Raw genomic sequence first — 17,434 nt, 5'->3', positions numbered from 1 at the left:
GGGGAAGCGGACGAGCGGCGACGATGGGGCCATGACCGACACCTCGCGTGCCCTGTCCTTCGACGCGGCGGCCGACCGGTACGCCGCGCACCGGCCCTCCTATCCGCCCGCGCTCTTCGACGCCGTCGAGGAACTCTCAGGGCTGTCCCTCGCCGGCGCGTCGGTGGCGGACGTGGGCGCGGGCACGGGCATCGCCACCGCGCTGCTGCATGAGCGCGGGGCCGAGGTCGTCGCCGTCGAGCCCGGCGCCGGCATGGCCGCGCGATGCCGCGCGGCCCTGCCACACGTGCCGCTCGTGCGGGGGAACGGCAACGCGCTGCCACTGGCCGCCGGTTCCCGCGACCTGCTCACATACGCGCAGTCCTGGCACTGGACGCGCCCCGAGTCCGCCGTCCCCGAGGCGCGGCGTGTTCTGCGCCCGGGCGGCGCGCTGGCGCTGTGGTGGAACACCAGCGCTCTCGACGTGCCGTGGATCGCCGCGCAGGCGGAACGCGTCGCTCAGCACACCGGGACCGAGCCGCCCTCGGCGCGCCCCGACGAGGTGGAGGCCTCCCGGCTCGCCGGACTCCAGGGACTGCCGGTCTCCAGACGCCAGGTGCGGTGGAGCCGTACGGTCTCCCTCGACGCGCATGTGGGCAACCTCCTCACCCACTCGGCCTTCCTGGTACGCGGCGAGGACTCCTCGCAGCGCTTCGCCGAAGCCGAGCGCGTCCGCCTGCGCCGGGAGCTGCGCGACGAGCAGGTCGTTGAGACCTACGTGACGGACCTGCTCGTGGTCGCCTGTTAGCCGAGTGCCGCGCGCAGGACGCCGACCAGCTCGTCGGTGCGTTCGCCCACGAAGAAGTGGTCGCCCGGCACGGGGCGGAACGTGAAGGGTCCTGCGGTGAGTTCCTGCCAGGCGCGCATGGCGCGGGGCGGCAGCGAGGTGTCCGCGAGTCCGGCCAGTGCCGTGACCGGGCAGCGCAGCCGGGGCTCGTCCGCCGGTGCGTACGTCTCCACGAGGGTGAAGTCGGCGCGCAGTGCGGCGGCCGCCAGCGCGACGGCGGCCGGGTCGTCGAAGAGTTCGACGGGCACCTGCCCGTACAGGCCCAGTGTGGTCATGAACGCCGCGCGGGGCAGGTCGTGCACCGGCTCGCGATCGAGCGGCAGGTGCGGCGGGCGCTGCGCGGCGACGGTCAGTCCGAGCGGCACCCGTCCCGCGGCCTCCAGCCTGCGGGCGGCCTCGTAGGCGACCAGCGCTCCCAGGCTGTGCCCGAACAGCGCGTAGCCCGCCTCCGCCTCCGCCGTCAGCTCCTCCAGCACCGGCAGCAGCTCGGCCATCAGCCCTTCCATGGTGGTGTGGGCCGGTTCCGTGGCCCTGCCCTCCCTGCCGGGCAGCTGCACGGGCACCACCTCGACGTCCGCGGCGAGCAGCCGCTGCCACGGACGGTAGGCGGACGCTCCCTGACCGGCGCACGGAAAGCACAGCAGTCGGGCCCGTGCCCGGCGGCCGTGTCCGGGTTCCGCTGCCGGGGCGGCGGCGGGCGGCGGGAAGGGCAGCCACGGATCGGTGCCCGGCGCCGGGGTGGTCTGGCTCATGCGGTGATGATCCCTGCGATGGCGCGTACGGTCGGGTTCTCGATGAGGGTGGCGATCGGCAGTTCGGTGTCGAACTCCCGGCGCACCCGGGCGGCGAGCTGGACGCCGACGAGCGAGTTGCCGCCGAGCGCGAAGAAGTCGTCGTCCATGCCGATGTCGTCGATGCCCAGCGCGTCGGACCACAGCTTCGCCAGCCGTGCGTGGGTGCTCGCCGGTGCGCCGTCCGCTTCGGACCGTGCGGCTCCCCCGGCCGTCCCGGCGGTCGGGGCAGCCGCCTCGCCGGCGTGCTCAGGCGCCTGTCCGGCCTGCGCGATCACGTTCTGGGTGAGTGCCTCGACGGCGCGCAGCCGCTGCCCGATGCCTTCGGGGACGACGACGATCTGCGGTCCGAGCCGGTCGCCGAGGATGTGCCACAGCGCCCGGAGGCCCTCTTCGGGGCGGATGGCGAACGCGCCCCCGATGCCCGACCCGGCGGGCGGGCCGGCGGACGGACCCGCCTGTGGGCCGGTGAGCGCCTGCACGGACGGTGCCTCGGCGGCCGGCACGGCGGCAGCGGTCCGCTCGGGTACCGGCGCGGTACTCACGCGCGTCGCCAGGCTGTCGCGGAACGCGCCCGGGTCCCAGATCCGGACCGTGTAGCCGGTCACGTCCACCACCTCGCGGCCTTCCGTGTCCGTGAGGGTGAGGTCGAAGGTGACCATCGTGCGGTGAGCGCCGCGCCGCCGTGTGTACACGTGCACGACCGGCGGAAGCGGGCCGCGCAGCGTGACGCCGCTGAGAGTGAACGGCAGATAGCTCTCCCCCGTGGGCCCGAGCTCCGGCAGGTAGACCGCGTTGGAGGTCGCGGCGTCGAACAGCGCGGGGTGCAGCGGATAGTCGGCCAGTTCCGCGAGGTACGGCTCGGGCATCTCGATCCGTGCGAGGGCCGAGGAGCCGTCGCGCCGCAGTTCGGCGATGTTGGTCCAGCGCGGCCCGAAGTCGATGAGCCCCGGCTCGGGTTCATACGGCTCGGTGTCGGGCTTGACGACGGGGAAGCACTCGCGCAGCACCTCCAGGTCGTGCACGTGCGCCGGGCTCTTGGGCGCACCGCGGACGTGCCCTGTGGCGTGCTCCGTCCACTCTTCCTCGCCGTCGCGGCGGCTGGCGATGGTGAAGCGGTAGCCGTCCCGTTCCGGGTCGAGGGCCGTGCGCAGGGTGGTCGGTCCGGTGAGCGTGAGGACGGAGAGGAAGGTGACGTCGCTCAGCACGAGCGGCACCGGCGCCACCGGGTCGCCCGCCAGTGCCTCAGCCCCCGCGGCCCGCGCCATCTCCAGGTACGCCGTCGCGGGCCACACAGGTGTGCCCGCAACCCGGTGCTCCCGGGAGACCCAGTGGCTCTCCCCGTCCACCACGGTCCGGTAGGCGATACGGGCGTCGCCGCCTGAACCGGTGACGACCCGCCGGCCGAGCAGCGGGTGGGTTCCGGACTCGCGCCCGGAACCCGGACCGTGGGGATCCCCGGCCTGGGGACCTGAACCGGCCTGACCCCCAGACCCTGCGGCCGACGTGGGCCCGAGGTCTGGTGTGGGCCCGGGCCCGGCGGCCGAGAAGGGCCCGAGGTCTGGCGCGGCCCCGGGGACTGGCACGGTGCCGGGCGCGGCCCCCGGCCGGAGCTCGGCCGCCGGAACCGGCGCGACTCCGGGAGCGACTTTGGACGCCGACGCCGACCCGGCCCCCGGGACCGGCGTAGGCCCGGACCCCGGAACCGACGTGGCTCCGGGGAGTGGCACGGTGCCGTGCGCAGCCCCCGGCCGAGGCTCAGGCACCGGCCCGGACTCGGCCGCCGGAACCGACGCGGACGCGAGAGCGGCCGCCGACGCCGACGCCGACCCGGCCCCCGGGGCCGACGTGGGCCCGGGGGCCGGCACGGTGCCCGGCACGGGCACCGGCTCAGCCGAGGCCGAGGCCCCGGCCGCGGCCCCGGGCGCAGGCACGGGGCCGCCCGCGGCGGCCAGCGCCCCCGCTTCGACCGTGGTGTCGCCGGCCTGTAGTGCGCGGAAGGCGGCCGGGGCCAGGGCGTCCGCCTTGGCCGCCATGCCGATCTCTGCCCAGGCGTCCCAGTTGACGGAGACGGTGAAGCCGGGGCCTTCGGCCGCGCGGGCGTGCGCGTAGGCGTCCATGAAGGCGTTGGCCGCGGCGTAGTCCGTCTGTCCGAGGTTTCCGGCGACCGAGGTGATGGAGGAGAAGAGCACCATCAGCTCCACCCGCTCCCCCAGCAGCCGGTCCAGCACGAGAGTGCCCCGCACCTTCGCGGCCATGACGCGTTCGGCCTCGGCGCGGCTCTTGAGGGCGAGCAGGCCGCCGCCGGGGACGCCCGCGGTGTGGAAGACGCCGTCGAGGGTGCCGAACGCGTCCTGGGCCTGTTCCACGACGGCGCGCATCGCCGGCTCGTCCGTCACGTCGGCGCGGCACACCAGTACCTCGGCGCCGTATCCCTCGACGCGCCGCAGCAGCCGCACCGTCTCCCGCACTCCGGGGGCGGTTCCGGCGCCGCGCTCGCCGTCGCCGTCGGAGGAGGCAGCGGTCGCGGAGGAGGCGGCGGCGATCTCGTCCCACTCCTCGCGGGGCGGGAAGGCGGAGCGGGAGGTGAGGACGAGGCGGGCGCGTACCGCCTTGGCGAGTCCTTCGGCGACGGTCAGTCCGATACCGCCGAGCCCGCCGGTGATCAGGTAGGTGCCGCGTTCCCGCAGGGGGCCCGCGGCTCCGTGGACGCGCGGTTCGGGCACGGACGTGTAGGAGAGCAGCCAGCGGCGGCGGCCGCGCAGGGCGATCCAGCGGTCGCCGCAGGCGGCGAAGGCGGGCGCGGTGCCGCCCGGTCTTGCCAGCTCCTCCAACAGGCCGGCGGTGTGGCGCTGTTCGGCCAGGTCGAGACAGCGGACGGCGATGTCGGGCAGCTCCTTGGCCAGGACGTCGCAGACGCCGGTCACCGCGGCGCGGGCGGGCTCGACAGGTTCGGCGCCGGTGACGGCGCGCAGCCGGGAGCCGGCCACGTCCCAGCGCATGCCGGGCGCGAGCGCGGTGGTGCGCTCGGCGTACGCCTGAGCGAGGAAGAGCACGCTGAAGAAGCCGAGGTCCAACCAACCGCCGACGCCGTCGGTCCGACAGGTCTCGTCGGGTGGCCCGAACAGCCAGCCGTGCAGGACGCGTTGTGGCGTCAGGCCGTCGGCGGCCAGGGCGTCCGCCAGTGCGTCGTAGTCCTCGCGCGCTCCGGGGCGCACCAGGTAGCGGCTGCCGGTCAGCCGCCCGAACGACTCGCCCGGTTCGACCGTGACGACCTGGCCGCCCGCGCGGCGCAGCGCCGAGACCGTCTCGTCGAGGCCCTCGCCTCTGCGGAAGACCAGCCAGGTGCGGGCCAGGGAGGCGGTGGCGGGTGCGGGGTCGCTCTCCTCCCGCCATGCGGGCCGGAAGAGGGCGCGTTCGATCGGGCGGCGCCCCTCGTCCGGCTCGGGTGGCTGCGCGTCGGCGGCTGCGGGGGTGGCCGGTTTCCCGCCGGGGTCGAGCCAGTGCTCGGTGCGCTGGAAGGGGTAGGTGGGCAGCGGGACGCGGTGCCACTCGCCGCCCCGGTAGGCGTCCCAGTCGATCTCCGCGCCGGCGGCCCACAGTGTTCCCACCGCGCGGGCCAGGCGGCGCGGTCCTTCCTCGGTGCCCTGCGGGGAGGGCATGGTCGGTACCACGGTGCGGTTCCGCTGCCCGGCGGCGAGGGCCTGTGCGCGGGTCAGACCGGTGAGCACCTGGCCGGGTCCCGCCTCGGCGAAGACGAGTTCGTCGTCGTCGAGCAGCAGCGCGACGGCGGACGCGAAGCGGACGGGGGCGCGCAGGTGCCGCGTCCAGTAGGCGGGGTCGAGCGCCTGCTCGTCGGTGATCCAGGTGCCGGTGACGTTGGAGAGGAACGGCAGCGTAGGGCGGTGGAGTTGCACCTTCGCCACCTCGGCGGCGAAGGGTTCGCAGGCGGGCTCCATCATCGCCGAGTGGAAGGCGTGCGAGGTGTGCAGCCGCTGTCCGGCCACGCCGCGCTCGGCGAGGGCCGCCTGCACGGCGTCCACCGCGGCGTCGGGCCCCGAGACGACGGTGAGGCGGGCGCCGTTGTACGCGGCGATGTCGGCGCCCTCGACCCGGGGGAGGTCCTCGGCGGCCAGCGGCACCGCCAGCATGCTGCCGCCGGGCAGTTCCTGCACCAGCGCACCGCGCCGCACCACCAGCCGCAGCGCGTCGGCGGGTGAGAAGACCCCTGCGAGGCAGGCCGCGACGTACTCGCCGACGCTGTGCCCCGCCATCGCACCCGTGCGCAGCCCCCAGGAGGCCAGCAGCCGCGCCATGGCGTACTCGACGGTGAACAGTGCGGGCTGCGCCAGGGCGGTGCGGGTCAGGCGGGCGGCCGCGCCCGGCTCGTCGGCGGCGAACATCACCTCGGTGAGGTCGGCGTCCAGCAGCGGCCGCGCCAGCCGTGCGCACTCGTCGACGGCCTCGCGGAAGACGCTTTCCTGCTCGTAGAGCCGCTGCCCCATGCCCAGGTGCTGCGAGCCCTGGCCGGGGAAGAGCAGGGCCACGGGCGCGCCGTCTGCGGGTGCGGGAGCGGTGTCGGCGGGGGCGGCGCGCAGGGCTTTGGCGGCCCCGTCCTCGCCGGGGACGACGGCGGCCCGGTGCCGCAGGTGTGGACGGCCGTGGGAGAGCGTGGCCGCGACGTCGTGGAGGTCTTGTCCCGGGTCGGCTTCCAGCGCGTCGGCGAGGCGGCCGGTGGCGGCGGCGAGCGCGGCGGGGGTACGGGCGGAGACGGTCAGCAGCGCGGGACGCCCGGAGGAGGGGCGGCGGGACTCCGGTGGCGGGGGCGGCTGTTCGACGACGACGTGCGCGTTGGTACCGCCGACGCCGAAGGAGCTGACCGCGGCGAGCCGCACGTCGTGGTGCGCCGGCCAGTCGGACAGGGCGGTGTTGACGCGGAAGGGGCCGCTCTCGAAGTCGATGGCCGGGTGCGGCCTGCGGTAGTTGATGCTCGGCGGGATGCGGCCGCACCCGAGGGCGAGGACGGCCTTGATGAGCCCCACGACGCCCGCGGCGGGCCCGAGGTGGCCGACGTTGCCCTTCACGGAGCCGAGCGGGATGTCGGCGACGCCGGTGTGGCCCAGGTCGCGGTAGGCACGCGTGAGCGCGTTGACCTCGATGGGGTCGCCGACGCGGGTGCCGGTGCCGTGGGCCTCGACGTAGCCGACGCGCGCCGGGTCGATCCCGCTCTCGCGCATCACCCGCCTGATGAGCCGGGCCTGCCCCTCGACGCTGGGCGCGGTGAAACCGGCCTTGAGGTTGCCGTCGTTGTTGATGGCGGACGCGCGGATGACGGCGTGTACGTGGTCGCCGTCGCGCACCGCGTCGGCGTACCGCTTGAGGACGACGGTGCCGACGCCGGTGCCGAAGATGGTGCCGTCGGCGTCGGCGTCGAAGGGGCGCACCCGGCCGGTGAGGGAGAACATGCCGCCCTCGGCCGCGTGGTAGCCGGTGATCCGGGGCAGCTCGACCTGGACGCCGCCGGCGACGGCCGCGTCGCACTCGCCGGCGCGCAGCGCCCGGCAGGCGGTGTGCACGGCGACCAGCGAGGTGGAACAGGCGGTCGCCACGTTGACGCTCGGCCCGGTCAGGCCGAGGTGGTGGGAGACGGCGGTGGTGAGGTAGTCGGCGGCGTTGGCGACCATCACGCCGACCTCGCCGAGGAACGCGGACGCCTCCGGGTGCGCGGCCACGTTCCACTCGCGGTAGAGGTTGGGCGCGCCGCCGCCGTAGACACCGACCACGCCGGGAACGTGGAAGGGGTCGTATCCCGCGTGCTCCAGCGCGGTGTAGGCGGACTCCAGGAAGAGCCGGTGCTGGGGGTCGCGGACCTGCGCCTCGCGGGGTGTCAGACCGAAGAAGCGGGCGTCGAATCCGGCCACGTCCTCGAGGACCGGTTTCGCCCTTACGTAGTGGGGGTCGGCCAGGGCGGAGTCCGGGATTCCGGCGGCGCGCAGCTCCTCGGCGTCGAAGCGGGTGACCGACTCGACGCCGCCCGCCAGGTGCGCCCAGAAGGCGTCGGGCCCTTCGCTGCCCGGGACCCGCAGCGCCATGCCCACCACCGCGACGGCGTCCGGATCGTGCGGTCGCGCACCTGCCTGCGAAGCGGGACCGCGCTCGTCGGCCTGCCGGTCTCCGGGCTCGCGGGCGGGCCCCCGCGGGTTCGTCCTGTGCACCGTACAGCCCCTTCCCCGATGATCTCGCATCCTCCGCCGCGACCAACTCGCGCGTCAATGCGTACAGTTCGACAATGACGTACGGCGGGGGCGCGTTCCGCTTTTCCGCCCGCGCCCCCGCGGACGAGGGAGGAGACAGCCGGTGCCCGAACCCGTGTCCTATCCGGCGGGAGCTCTGTGCTGGGCCGATCTGCGGACGTCCGATCCGGTGGCCGCCGAACACTTCTACGCGGCGGTGCTGGGCTGGTCCTACCTGCACACGGGGCCGGCCTACGACCACTACGGATACGCCACCTGGCAGCGGCACATGGTGGCCGGTATCGCACGCTCGGACACCGGCGAACCGTCCGGCACCGCAGAGGCGTCCGGTGGCGGGAAGTCGTCCGATTCCGGGGAGGAGGGCGACGGTGGCGCGGAGGCGAACTGGATCGTCTCGTTCGCCACCCGGAGCGCCGACGCCCTCGCGGACCGCGTGGCGGCGGCCGGCGGCGAGGTGCGCCACGGGCCCGAGGACTTCGGGGTGCTCGGCCGCACCGTCGCCGCCGTGGACCCGGAGGGGGCGCACGTCGGCTTCTGGCAGGCCCGCGCACACCTGGGTGCAGGCCTGTTCGGGGAGCCGTCCGCGCTGTGCTGGGCGGAGCTGGCGGTGCGCGACACCGGCAGGGCCGACCGGTTCTACGAGGCCGTACTGGGGGTGCACGTCACCGCCCACGATGCCGCGGGCGAGGAACACTACGCCGCCTTCCGGCTGCCGGACGAGAGCGCCGGGCGCACGGACAGCGCGAGCGGGAACCCCGCCAGGAGCGGCCCGGACGGCGCACCCGGTGCGCCCGGCGAGGCGGTGGCGGGGCGCACCGTGCTGGCCGCAGGGCGACCCGGCGCCGAGCCGTTCTGGATGCCCTACTTCGGGGCGCGCGACGCCCCGCGCACCGTCGATGTCGCGCGGCGGGAGGGCGCCGCCGTGCTGTACGAGGGGGCGAACGGCCAGGGCCGCGACGTGGCCGTGCTCCGCGACCCGCAGGGCGCCGTGTTCGCCGTACTGGAAATCCCCGGCACCCCGGCCCGGCCGGACACCACCTGACCCGCAACGGCTGGAGCACAACTCGGGATTCGCACGCCCTCAGCCTGTCGCGGTCCGTCGCCGAGCCAGTAGGGTGCGCGCCCATCGTCGTCGAGTGAACGGCGTGTGAGCCGCGACGTTGTGGAGGTAGCGGATGAGCGCGGGGGACATATTCCTGTGGGAACTACTCGGTACCGCGGTCCTGGTGATGCTGGGCACCGGAGTCGTCGCCAACAACGTCCTGCGCAGGACCAACGGCAATGACGGGGGCGTGCTGTTCGTCAACGTCGGGTGGGGTTTCGCGGTCTTCACCGGCGCGAGCCTGGCGGCGCCCAGTGGCGCGCACCTGAACCCGGCGATCACCCTGGCCTTCGCCGTCGCGGACAAGACCCCGTGGTCGGACGTGCCCATGTACTTCCTGGCGCAGATGCTCGGGGGCATCATCGGCGCGGTCCTGTGCTGGGCGACCTACAAGCTCCAGTTCGACGACCACGACGACCCGGCCGGCACGCTGGGCGTCTTCTCGACGGCGCCGACGATCCGCAACCCCGTCTGGAACCTGGTCACCGAGGCGCTCGGCACGTTCGTGCTGGTGGCCTTCGTCCTGTTCTCGCCCGCGTTCAAGCCCGGGGACGCCGACCAGGGTGTGCTGCCCAACTTCGGCAACTCGGCACTCGGTTACGCGGCGGTCGCCTTCGTCGTCCTGGTGATCGGCACCTCGCTGGGCGGGCCGACCGGATACGCCATCAACCCGGCGCGCGACCTGGGGCCCCGGATCGCCTACGCGTTCGTCCTCCCGATCAAGGGGAAGGGCAGGGCCGACTGGGGCTACGCGTGGGTCCCCGTGGCCGGACCACTGCTGGGCGGCGTGCTGGCGGCCCTGCTCTTCATGGCCTACCCCGCGGCGTAGCGGTCTTCCACTCCCGGCCGGGCCTGAGGTGTGCTGGGGGCACACAAGGACGTACGGGTGTGTACGCACGGTGCCCACACGTGCGCCCAGGAGGGAGTCCCATGGAGACCACAGCGCCCACCGGGCAGACCGGTTGGTACGTGGACGACAGGTGCACCGACTGCGACGTGGCACGCCAGCTCGCCCCGGACCTCATCGCCCAGGGCGAGGGCCGCTCCGAGGTCGTGCGCCAGCCGCGCGACGACGGCGAGGCGCGGCAGATGCTGGCCGCCGCGCTCGCCTGCCACACGCGCTCGATCCGCCCCGCCGGCGGACGCCTCGATCCGGCGGCGCCCGATCCCTTCCCGCTCGCGCTGGAACCCGACGTCCTGCTGTGCGGCCACAACTCCACGCACACCGCGGGCGCCAACGCGTATCTGCTGCGGCGCCCTTCCGGCACGTGGATGATGGTGGACACGCCCCGCTTCAGCGAACGGCTGGCCGAACGCTACGAGGAACTGGGCCGGTTCACCGACGTACTGCTCACCCACAGGGACCACGCGGCGCACGGCCGCGACTGGGCCGACCGGCTCGGGGCGCGGCTGTGGATACACGAGGGCGACCTGGACGCCGCCCCCGACGCGGACCAGGTGCTGCGCGGCACCGATCCGGTGGACGTCGCGGAGGGGGTCCGCGTCTTCCCGCTGCCGGGACACACCCGCGGCAGCGTCCTGTACGTCGCCGACGAGCGTTACTGTTTCAGCGGGGACAGCTTCTACTGGGCGCGGACGCTCCAGGACATCGAGGTGGCGCAGAGCGTGACCTGGTACTCGATCGAGGAACTGGCCACCTCGCTCGCCAGGACGGTGGACGCGCTGCGCTTCGAGTGGCTGCTGCCGGGGCACGGCGGCCGCACACAGCTGCCGGCGTCCGAAATGGCCCGGCGGATGAAACAGTTGGCCGGCCGCGTGCGGGGGATGAGCCCGCGGCCCGTCGACTTCACCGCACTACGCTGGTAGCGCCCGCGGCACGTCCGGCGGCGGGTCCGCCGCACGCCGCGAGGAGCCACGCCCCCATGACCGCTGTGAGAACCGCACGCCTGGTCACCGACGTCCTGCAACCCCGCAACACACTCCTGGCAGGACTGACCGGTCTCGGGGTCGCCGCCGCGGGTGACTGGACGGGCGCGCCGTGGGGGCTGTTCGCGGCCCTGTGCGCGGGCGTCGTCCCGGCCTCGTACATCGACTGGGAGCGGCGGCGCGGCACCTGGGGCGACCGGCACGTGGTGGACCGCGGGCAGCGGCTCCCGATCTTCCTGGTGATTCTCGGCTCCGTGGGGCTGGGCGCGCTGGTGATGCTGCTGGGGCGGGCCCCCGCCGACCTGTTGGTCGCCATGGTGGCCATGTGGGCGATGACCGTGTGCCTGATGACGGTGAACGCGGGGTGGAAGATCAGCGTGGACGCGGCCGTGGCCTCCGGTGTGGTGGCGATGCTGGCGGTGGTGCACTCGCCCTGGTGGCTGGCGGCCTACGCGCTGGTGGCGGCCGTGTGCTGGTCGCGGATAGCGCTGACGTACCACACGGTGGCGCAGACGGTGGCCGGTGCGGCGCTCGGCGGGATGACGTCGAGCGCCTGGCTGTGGTGAGGAGCGCCGGGCCGCCGTGAGCGGGCGGCCCTCACCCGAAGGGCTCACCCGGGTGGCGGCGTGTGCGGCGTGAGGGCGACGGCGGGCGCGAGGATGGTGGCGTTCTCCGGCGTCCGCCGCGACGTCCGCCGCCCGCCCCGCCGAGGTATGCCATGGCTCCCTCTTCCCCTCCCCCGCCGCTCACCCGGGCCGCACTCCGCAGCGTTTTCGCTGGTGCCGCAGGTGCGGACGCCGCAGACGCGGGTGTCTCCGGCACGGGTGACTCCCACCCGGGCGTCTCCGAGAGGGGTGCGTCCGAGACGGGTGCCTGCGAGACGCGTGCCTCCGGCGCGGGAGCGGATGCGAGCGGGCCGCGTGAGCTGGTGGGCGTCGAGGTGGAGACGGCCGCGGTGGACCCGGCCACCGGCGCCGCCGTCCCCTACGAGGGCCCGCGCGGGCTCCGCGCCCTCCTGGAGCTGCTGGCCGCCGAGTGGCCTGGAGCCGCGCCCATGTCCGACCGCACGGTGCTGACCGGGGTCCGGCTGGCCGGGGGCGGCACGGTCACGCTGGAGCACGGCGGCGCGGTCGAGTACTCCTCGCCGCCCCGCACCTGCGTGGCGGAGCTGGCCCGGGTGACGGACGCGGCCCTACGCGAGGTGGCCGCCGCGGCCCGGCGGCTCGGCTTCGCGCTGGTGCCGGGAGGGCAGTACCCGTTCACGGCGCCGGACCAGGTCGCCTGGGTGCCCCACTCGCGCACACCCGTGATGCGGCGCCACTTCGAGAGCCTCGGCCCGGCGGGGTCCGGCGGGCCGTGGGTGATGTCCCTGGCGCTGTCCACGCAGGTCTCCCTCGACTTCACCTCGCCCGGCGACCTGGCCGACAAGCTGCGCACGCTGGCCGCCGTCTCCACACCGGCCGCCGCGCTGTTCCTCAACGCGCCTCTGGAGGGCGGACGGCCGTGCGGGCTGCTGTCCCGGCGCATGGACAGCCTCCGCCGCACGGATCCGGCCCGTACCGGCGTCATCCCGGCGATGCTGCGGCAGGACGTGGACGTCGAGAAGGTCATCGACTGGGCGCTGACCCTCCCCATGATCCACCGGGCGGCACCCGACGGCGGCCGGTGCGCCGCGCCCGCCGCCGACTTCGGCACCCTGCTGACGACCGGCTTTCCGGACGGCGGACGGCCCAGTCTCGCCGACTGGCGCTCCCACCTCTCCCAGATCTTCTCCGACGTGCGGGTACGCGAGACGCTGGAGCTGCGCGCCGTGGACGGCCCGCCCTACCGGGCGCTGTTCGCCGCGCCCGCCTTCTTCACCGGGCTCGGCTACCACCCGCCCGCACGGGCCGCCGCCACGGAGATGCTGCGCGGCATCAGCCCCGGGGAGCACCGAACCGCCTTGGAGGACATCGCCCGCCGGGGTCTGGGCGCGCGGCTCGCGGGGCGCCCGGTGCGCGAGGTCGCCGCCGAGCTGCTGCGGTTGAGCCGGGAGGGCCTGCGGGCCCGGGTCGCCACAGGGGCGGAGCGCCCCGAGGCCCTGGCGTTCCTGGACCCGCTCGACGCAGTGCTGGACGAGGGCGTCACCTTCGCCGAACGGATGCTGGCCGAGCGCGCCCGCGACCCGGCCGGCTTCCCCGCACACCACATCGCCCGCCACCGCGTCCCCTGAGACGGGCCGCCCGGAGGGGGCCAGCCGGGTCCGCGGCCGCAGCCCATCGCAAGGGCCGGGCCGTGAGCGCGGCCGTGGCCTCGTGGGCTCGGGCCGCTCAGACCACGCCCTGGTCGCGCATCGCGTCGGCGACGCGGAGGAACCCGGCGGCGTTGGCGCCCAGTACGTAGTCGTCGGGCGTACCGAACTCCTCGGCAGCGGCGACGCACTGGGTGTGGATGTCGCGCATCACGGCGGCCAGCCGTCCCTCGGCCTGCTCGAAGGGCCAGGAGTCACGGGCGGCGTTCTGCTGCATCTCCAGGGCCGAGGTCGCCACCCCGCCCGCGTTGGCTGCCTTGCCGGGCCCGTAGAGGACGCCCGCCTCACGCAGCACCTCGACCGCGTAGGGGGTGCAGGGCATGTTCGCGCCCTCGGCGACGGCCTTGACGCCGTTCTTGACCAGGACGACCGCGTGCTGCTCGGTCAGCTCGTTCTGCGTCGCGCACGGCAGGGCGATGTCGCAGGCCACGTCGTAGACCGAGCCCTGGGTGCTGAAGCGGGCGCCCGTGCGGGCCTCGGCGTAGGTGTCGAGGCGGCCGCGGCGCTCCAGCTTGATCTCCTTGAGCAGGTCGAGGTCGAGTCCGGCCTCGTCCACCAGGTAGCCGGAGGAGTCGGAGCAGGCGATGACCTGCGCTCCGAGCTCCTGGGCCTTCTCTATGGCGAACAGCGACACGTTGCCGGAGCCGGAGAGGACGACGCGGCGGCCCGCCAGGTCCTCGCCGCGGCTGGCGAGCATCTCGCGGACGAAGTGCACGGTGCCGTAGCCGGTCGCCTCCGTACGGGCGTGCGAGCCGCCCCAGCCGGTGCCCTTGCCGGTGAGGACGCCCGCCTCGAAGCGGTTGGTCAGCCGCTTGTACTGGCCGAACAGGTAGCCGATCTCCCGGCCGCCGACGTTGATGTCGCCCGCGGGCACGTCGGTGTGGTCACCCAGGTGGCGGTACAGCTCCGTCATGAACGACTGGCAGAAGCGCATGACCTCCGCGTCGCTGCGGCCCTTCGGGTCGAAGTCGGCGCCGCCCTTGCCCGCCCCGATCCCGAGACCGGTCAGCGCGTTCTTGAAGATCTGCTCGAAGGCGAGGAACTTCACGGTTCCCAGCCCCAGGTCCGGCACGAACCGCAGTCCGCCCTTGTAGGGGCCCAGCGCGCTGCTGAACTGGACCCGGAAGCCGCGGTTGACGTGGACCTCTCCCGCGTCGTCGGTCCACGGCACCCGGAAGAGCACCTGCCGCTCGGGCTCGACCAGCCGCTCCACCAGCTTCGCCTCGGCGTACTCGGGCCGCTTGCGCAGCACCGGCTCAAGGCTGTGCAGCACTTCGTGCACGGCCTGGTGGAACTCGGACTCACCGGGGTTCCGGCGCAGAACGTCTGCGTACACCGCTTCGATACGGCTGCTGGCATCCACGGGCATCTCTCCTCGTCACTCGCCACGCCCGACCCGGTCCCGAAAGGCCGTGCGGCTCACGAGGGTACGTGCCGGTAGCACGCGCTCCGCTCTCGGGTGGCGAAAACCACTTTCCACGGCGAGGGTCGCATGCCCGTTTTCCCGGCGGGGCGCGCTCCCGCGGCGCGGTCACTCCTCGGCCAGCCGCACCGCGTTCTCCAGCAGCAGAGCGTGCACGAACCCCTGCGGCAGGTTGCCGCGCAGCTGGCGCTGCTCGACGTCGAACTCCTCCGCGTACAGGGTCGGCGGCCCGTACGCGCCCCTGTTGCGTTCAAACCAGCGGTAGGCGGCGGGACGGTCACCGAGGTGGTCGACGGCCAGGGACATCATGAAGCCGCACAGCAGGAAGGCGCCCTCCGCGGCGGCGAGCGGGCGGTGGTCGTGCCGGAAGCGGTAGACGTAGCCGTCCTCGGCGAGCTCCGCCTGCACGGCGGCCACGGTGCGGGCCGTCGTCGGGTCCTCCTCGGGCAGGCAGCCGCGCGCCAGCGGCAGCAGGACACCGGCGTCCATGTTCGGGTCGTCGGCGGCACGGGCCCACACCCCGTCGCTGCGCAGACAGCGGGCGCGGGTCCCCTCCAGCACTGTGGCGGCGAGCCGCTGGTGGCGCCCCGCCTCCCGCTCGGGCAGCTGCGCCGAAAGAGCCCGCAGACCGGCCACCACGCTGAGCCGGGAGTGCGTCCACCAGCGCTTCTCCAGCTCCCACAGCCCCGCCTCGGGGTGCTGCCAGTTGCGCTCGACGGCCGCGACGGCGACGTCGACCGCACGGCGCACGTCGGGGTTGTCCAGATGGCCGTGGCGCGCGGCGGCGGCGTACAGCTGGAGGACCTCGCCGAAGGTGTCGAGCTGGAACTGGCTGCCCGCCTTGTTGCCGACCCGGTCGCTGCCGCCCGGATAGCCGCTCAGCCCCAGGCTGCGCTCGTCGGGGACGCGCTCGCCCGTGACGGTGTAGGCGGGCCGCAGCGAGTCGCCGTCCGCCAGGACACGGGCGGTGACGAAGTCGACCGCGCTGTCCAGCAGCGGGTGCGGCCCGTGGGCGGCCACCGCGATCCCCGCGTAGCTCTGGTCACGCAGCCAGGCGTACCGGTAGTCGTAGTTGCGGCCCTCGCCCGCGTGCTCCGGCAGTGACGTGGTGGCGGCCGCCACCATGCCGCCGGCCCCGCTGGTCAGGCCCGTCAGCACCGCGTACGCCTGCCGTGCGTCCCGCGGGGCCAGCAGGTCCGAGCAGTCGGGCACGGACTGCCGCCAGCGGCGCTCGGTCTCCTTCCACAGCCCGTGGGGCTCCAGGCTGCCGCCACCGGACGCCCGCTCGGTGGCGATCTCCAGGACGAGATCGCGCCGCTCGCCCTCCCGCAGAACGAACCCGCCGTACAGCGCCCCGTCCGCCCCTGGCCTGGCCTCCGGGGCGCCGGACCAGCGCATGCGCAGCCCGCCGCCGAAGGCCTCCCACACGGCAGCCGGGTCCCCCGCGGGGCCCGGCTCCTCCTCCGCCCGCCTCCAGGCACCCATCGCGGCCTTCCCGAAGTCCGGGCGGGGATCGAGGCACATCCGCACACCGACCCCCGAGGACGGCCCGCGCTCGACGCTGATCCGGCGCAGGACCACGAGCCGCTCGGGCGTCGCGGGCAGCGCCAGGGCGTCTCTGGTCAGGAGCACGGCGTCCGCGGTCACCCAGCGGCTGACGCGGATGAGGGTGCCGCTCTCGTAGAAGCCGCCCGACACCTGCCAGTCGTCGTCGGGGAGCAGGGCGTACTGCCCCGCTCCGCCGATGAGCCGGGAGAAGACCGCGTCGCTGTCCCAGCAGGGCGCGCACATCCATACGAGCTCGCCACGCGGGCTGACGAGAGCGCCGCGCTCGCCGTCGCCGAGGAACGCGTAGTCGCGCAGCGGCCACGGCTGCGTGCCGTCCCCGCTGCCGCCACGTCGCTGATAAGGAGCCTCCTGCGTCATGGTCGTGACCCTAGGGCCTTTCGTTTGGATCTGGCTGGATCAGGGAGCGGGTTCCGGTGCGTGCTCTCGCAAGGCGGAGGATGGAGTCCCTGCGTGGGGGCACCTCCCGGGGCGAGCGAAGCCGAGCCCTGGGGGAAGCGGCGACTGACTCCCCCAACCTCCGGCCGGGGGCGCCCCCAGCCGCGAGAGTGCGTGCCGGGGCCCGCGAGCCCAGCAAGATCCAAACGAGAGGTCCTGGTACCCGGCGCCTGGCCGGCGCGGAACGCGCCTGACCCGCGGTGCGACGTCGGCAGGGGCGCTCTCCTCGCCGGACGGCGTGAGCGGGGCGACGCCGGGTACCCGCCGGTTCCGCGGCGGCGCTCCCCGCCGCCACCCGCGAGCAAGGAGGCGGACCATGGTTCAGCAGGTGCACGACGTCATGACCGCGGCGCCGGTCGCCGTGGGCACGCTCACCGGCGTCGGTGAGGTCGCGCAGCGTATGCGGGACGAGGACATCGGCGCGGTACTGGTGACCGAGCGCGACGAGTTGCGCGGGCTGGTCACCGACCGCGATCTGGCGATCCGCGTGCTGGCCGAGGGACTCGATCCCGACCGGACGACGGTCCGGGAGGCGTGCAGCCCGCAGCTGGTCACCGTCGGGCCGGACGACGAGGTCGGCAGGGCGGTCGGACTGATGCGCGAGCACGCGCTGCGGCGGCTGCCGGTCGTCGAGAACGGCGAGGCCGTGGGCGTGGTGGCGCTGGGTGACCTGGCGGTCGAACACGACACGGACTCGACGCTGAGCGAGATCAGCACCTCCTCGTCCAACACCTGAGGAGCGGCAGCCCCTCGGGCAGAGCCCCCGCGGACGGCCGCTCCGCTTGGTGTGGCGCGGCGGATGGGTGTTCCCTGGACGGGAGGAACGAGAGCAAAAGGCACGAACGGCACCTATTCGA

The 17,434-nt window shown here is 74.5% G+C and carries 11 protein-coding genes; 7 read left to right on the top strand and 4 right to left on the bottom strand.

The annotated features are described in order from the left end of the window. The first annotated feature begins 31 nt into the window (after window positions 1–31). Window positions 32–787 carry a class I SAM-dependent methyltransferase gene (locus tag MMF93_RS29990; protein WP_242756303.1) on the top strand — a complete coding sequence of 252 codons (756 nt, stop codon included), beginning with the start codon at window positions 32–34 and terminating at the stop codon, window positions 785–787. Here MMF93_RS29990 and MMF93_RS29985 read toward each other — a convergent pair. Both MMF93_RS29985 and MMF93_RS29980 read right to left on the bottom strand, forming a co-directional pair. Continuing rightward, window positions 784–1,578, bottom strand: a complete 795-nt coding sequence (locus MMF93_RS29985; protein ID WP_242756302.1) for a thioesterase II family protein — start codon at window positions 1,576–1,578, stop codon at window positions 784–786. The genes MMF93_RS29990 and MMF93_RS29985 overlap by 4 nt on opposite strands. Next, window positions 1,575–7,832, bottom strand: a complete 6,258-nt coding sequence (locus tag MMF93_RS29980; RefSeq protein WP_242756301.1) for a type I polyketide synthase — start codon at window positions 7,830–7,832, stop codon at window positions 1,575–1,577. Before MMF93_RS29980 ends, MMF93_RS29985 begins: the two co-directional genes overlap by 4 nt. Before the next feature lie 142 nt (window positions 7,833–7,974). Here MMF93_RS29980 and MMF93_RS29975 point away from each other — a divergent pair, with 142 nt between their 5' ends. The 5 genes from MMF93_RS29975 to MMF93_RS29955 all read left to right on the top strand — a co-directional run bounded on the left by MMF93_RS29975 (window position 7,975) and on the right by MMF93_RS29955 (window position 13,072). After that, a complete protein-coding gene (locus MMF93_RS29975) occupies window positions 7,975–8,913 on the top strand; it encodes a VOC family protein (RefSeq protein WP_242756300.1) in 939 nt (312 codons plus the stop codon). Between the two features lie 133 nt (window positions 8,914–9,046). Then, complete coding sequence (locus tag MMF93_RS29970; protein WP_242756299.1) at window positions 9,047–9,802, top strand: MIP/aquaporin family protein; 756 nt, start codon at window positions 9,047–9,049, stop codon at window positions 9,800–9,802. Window positions 9,803–9,903: 101 nt separating this feature from the next. Beyond that, complete coding sequence (locus tag MMF93_RS29965; protein ID WP_242756298.1) at window positions 9,904–10,800, top strand: MBL fold metallo-hydrolase; 897 nt, start codon at window positions 9,904–9,906, stop codon at window positions 10,798–10,800. 56 nt (window positions 10,801–10,856) lie between these two features. After that, window positions 10,857–11,426: a hypothetical protein gene (locus MMF93_RS29960; RefSeq protein WP_242756297.1), complete on the top strand. Its 570-nt coding sequence runs from the start codon at window positions 10,857–10,859 to the stop codon at window positions 11,424–11,426. A 152-nt stretch (window positions 11,427–11,578) separates the two neighbouring features. Beyond that, window positions 11,579–13,072: a glutamate-cysteine ligase family protein gene (locus tag MMF93_RS29955; RefSeq protein ID WP_242756296.1), complete on the top strand. Its 1,494-nt coding sequence runs from the start codon at window positions 11,579–11,581 to the stop codon at window positions 13,070–13,072. Window positions 13,073–13,169: 97 nt separating this feature from the next. Here MMF93_RS29955 and gdhA read toward each other — a convergent pair whose 3' ends face one another. Together gdhA and MMF93_RS29945 are read right to left on the bottom strand one after the other, a co-directional pair. Continuing rightward, entirely contained in the window at window positions 13,170–14,519 is a 1,350-nt protein-coding gene (gene gdhA, locus MMF93_RS29950; protein ID WP_242756295.1) for an NADP-specific glutamate dehydrogenase, read from the bottom strand. Between the two features lie 162 nt (window positions 14,520–14,681). Further along, entirely contained in the window at window positions 14,682–16,499 is a 1,818-nt protein-coding gene (locus MMF93_RS29945; RefSeq protein ID WP_242756294.1) for a glycoside hydrolase family 15 protein, read from the bottom strand. 394 nt (window positions 16,500–16,893) lie between these two features. Here MMF93_RS29945 and MMF93_RS29940 point away from each other — a divergent pair, with 394 nt between their 5' ends. Next, window positions 16,894–17,313: a CBS domain-containing protein gene (locus MMF93_RS29940; RefSeq protein ID WP_242756293.1), complete on the top strand. Its 420-nt coding sequence runs from the start codon at window positions 16,894–16,896 to the stop codon at window positions 17,311–17,313. Window positions 17,314–17,434 lie beyond the last annotated feature (121 nt).

Source organism: Streptomyces tubbatahanensis (assembly GCF_022699385.1).
GTDB lineage: Bacteria > Actinomycetota > Actinomycetes > Streptomycetales > Streptomycetaceae > Streptomyces > Streptomyces diacarni.
Note: the sequence above shows the minus strand (reverse complement) of the source record. Positions and strands in the feature narration are given on the sequence as shown.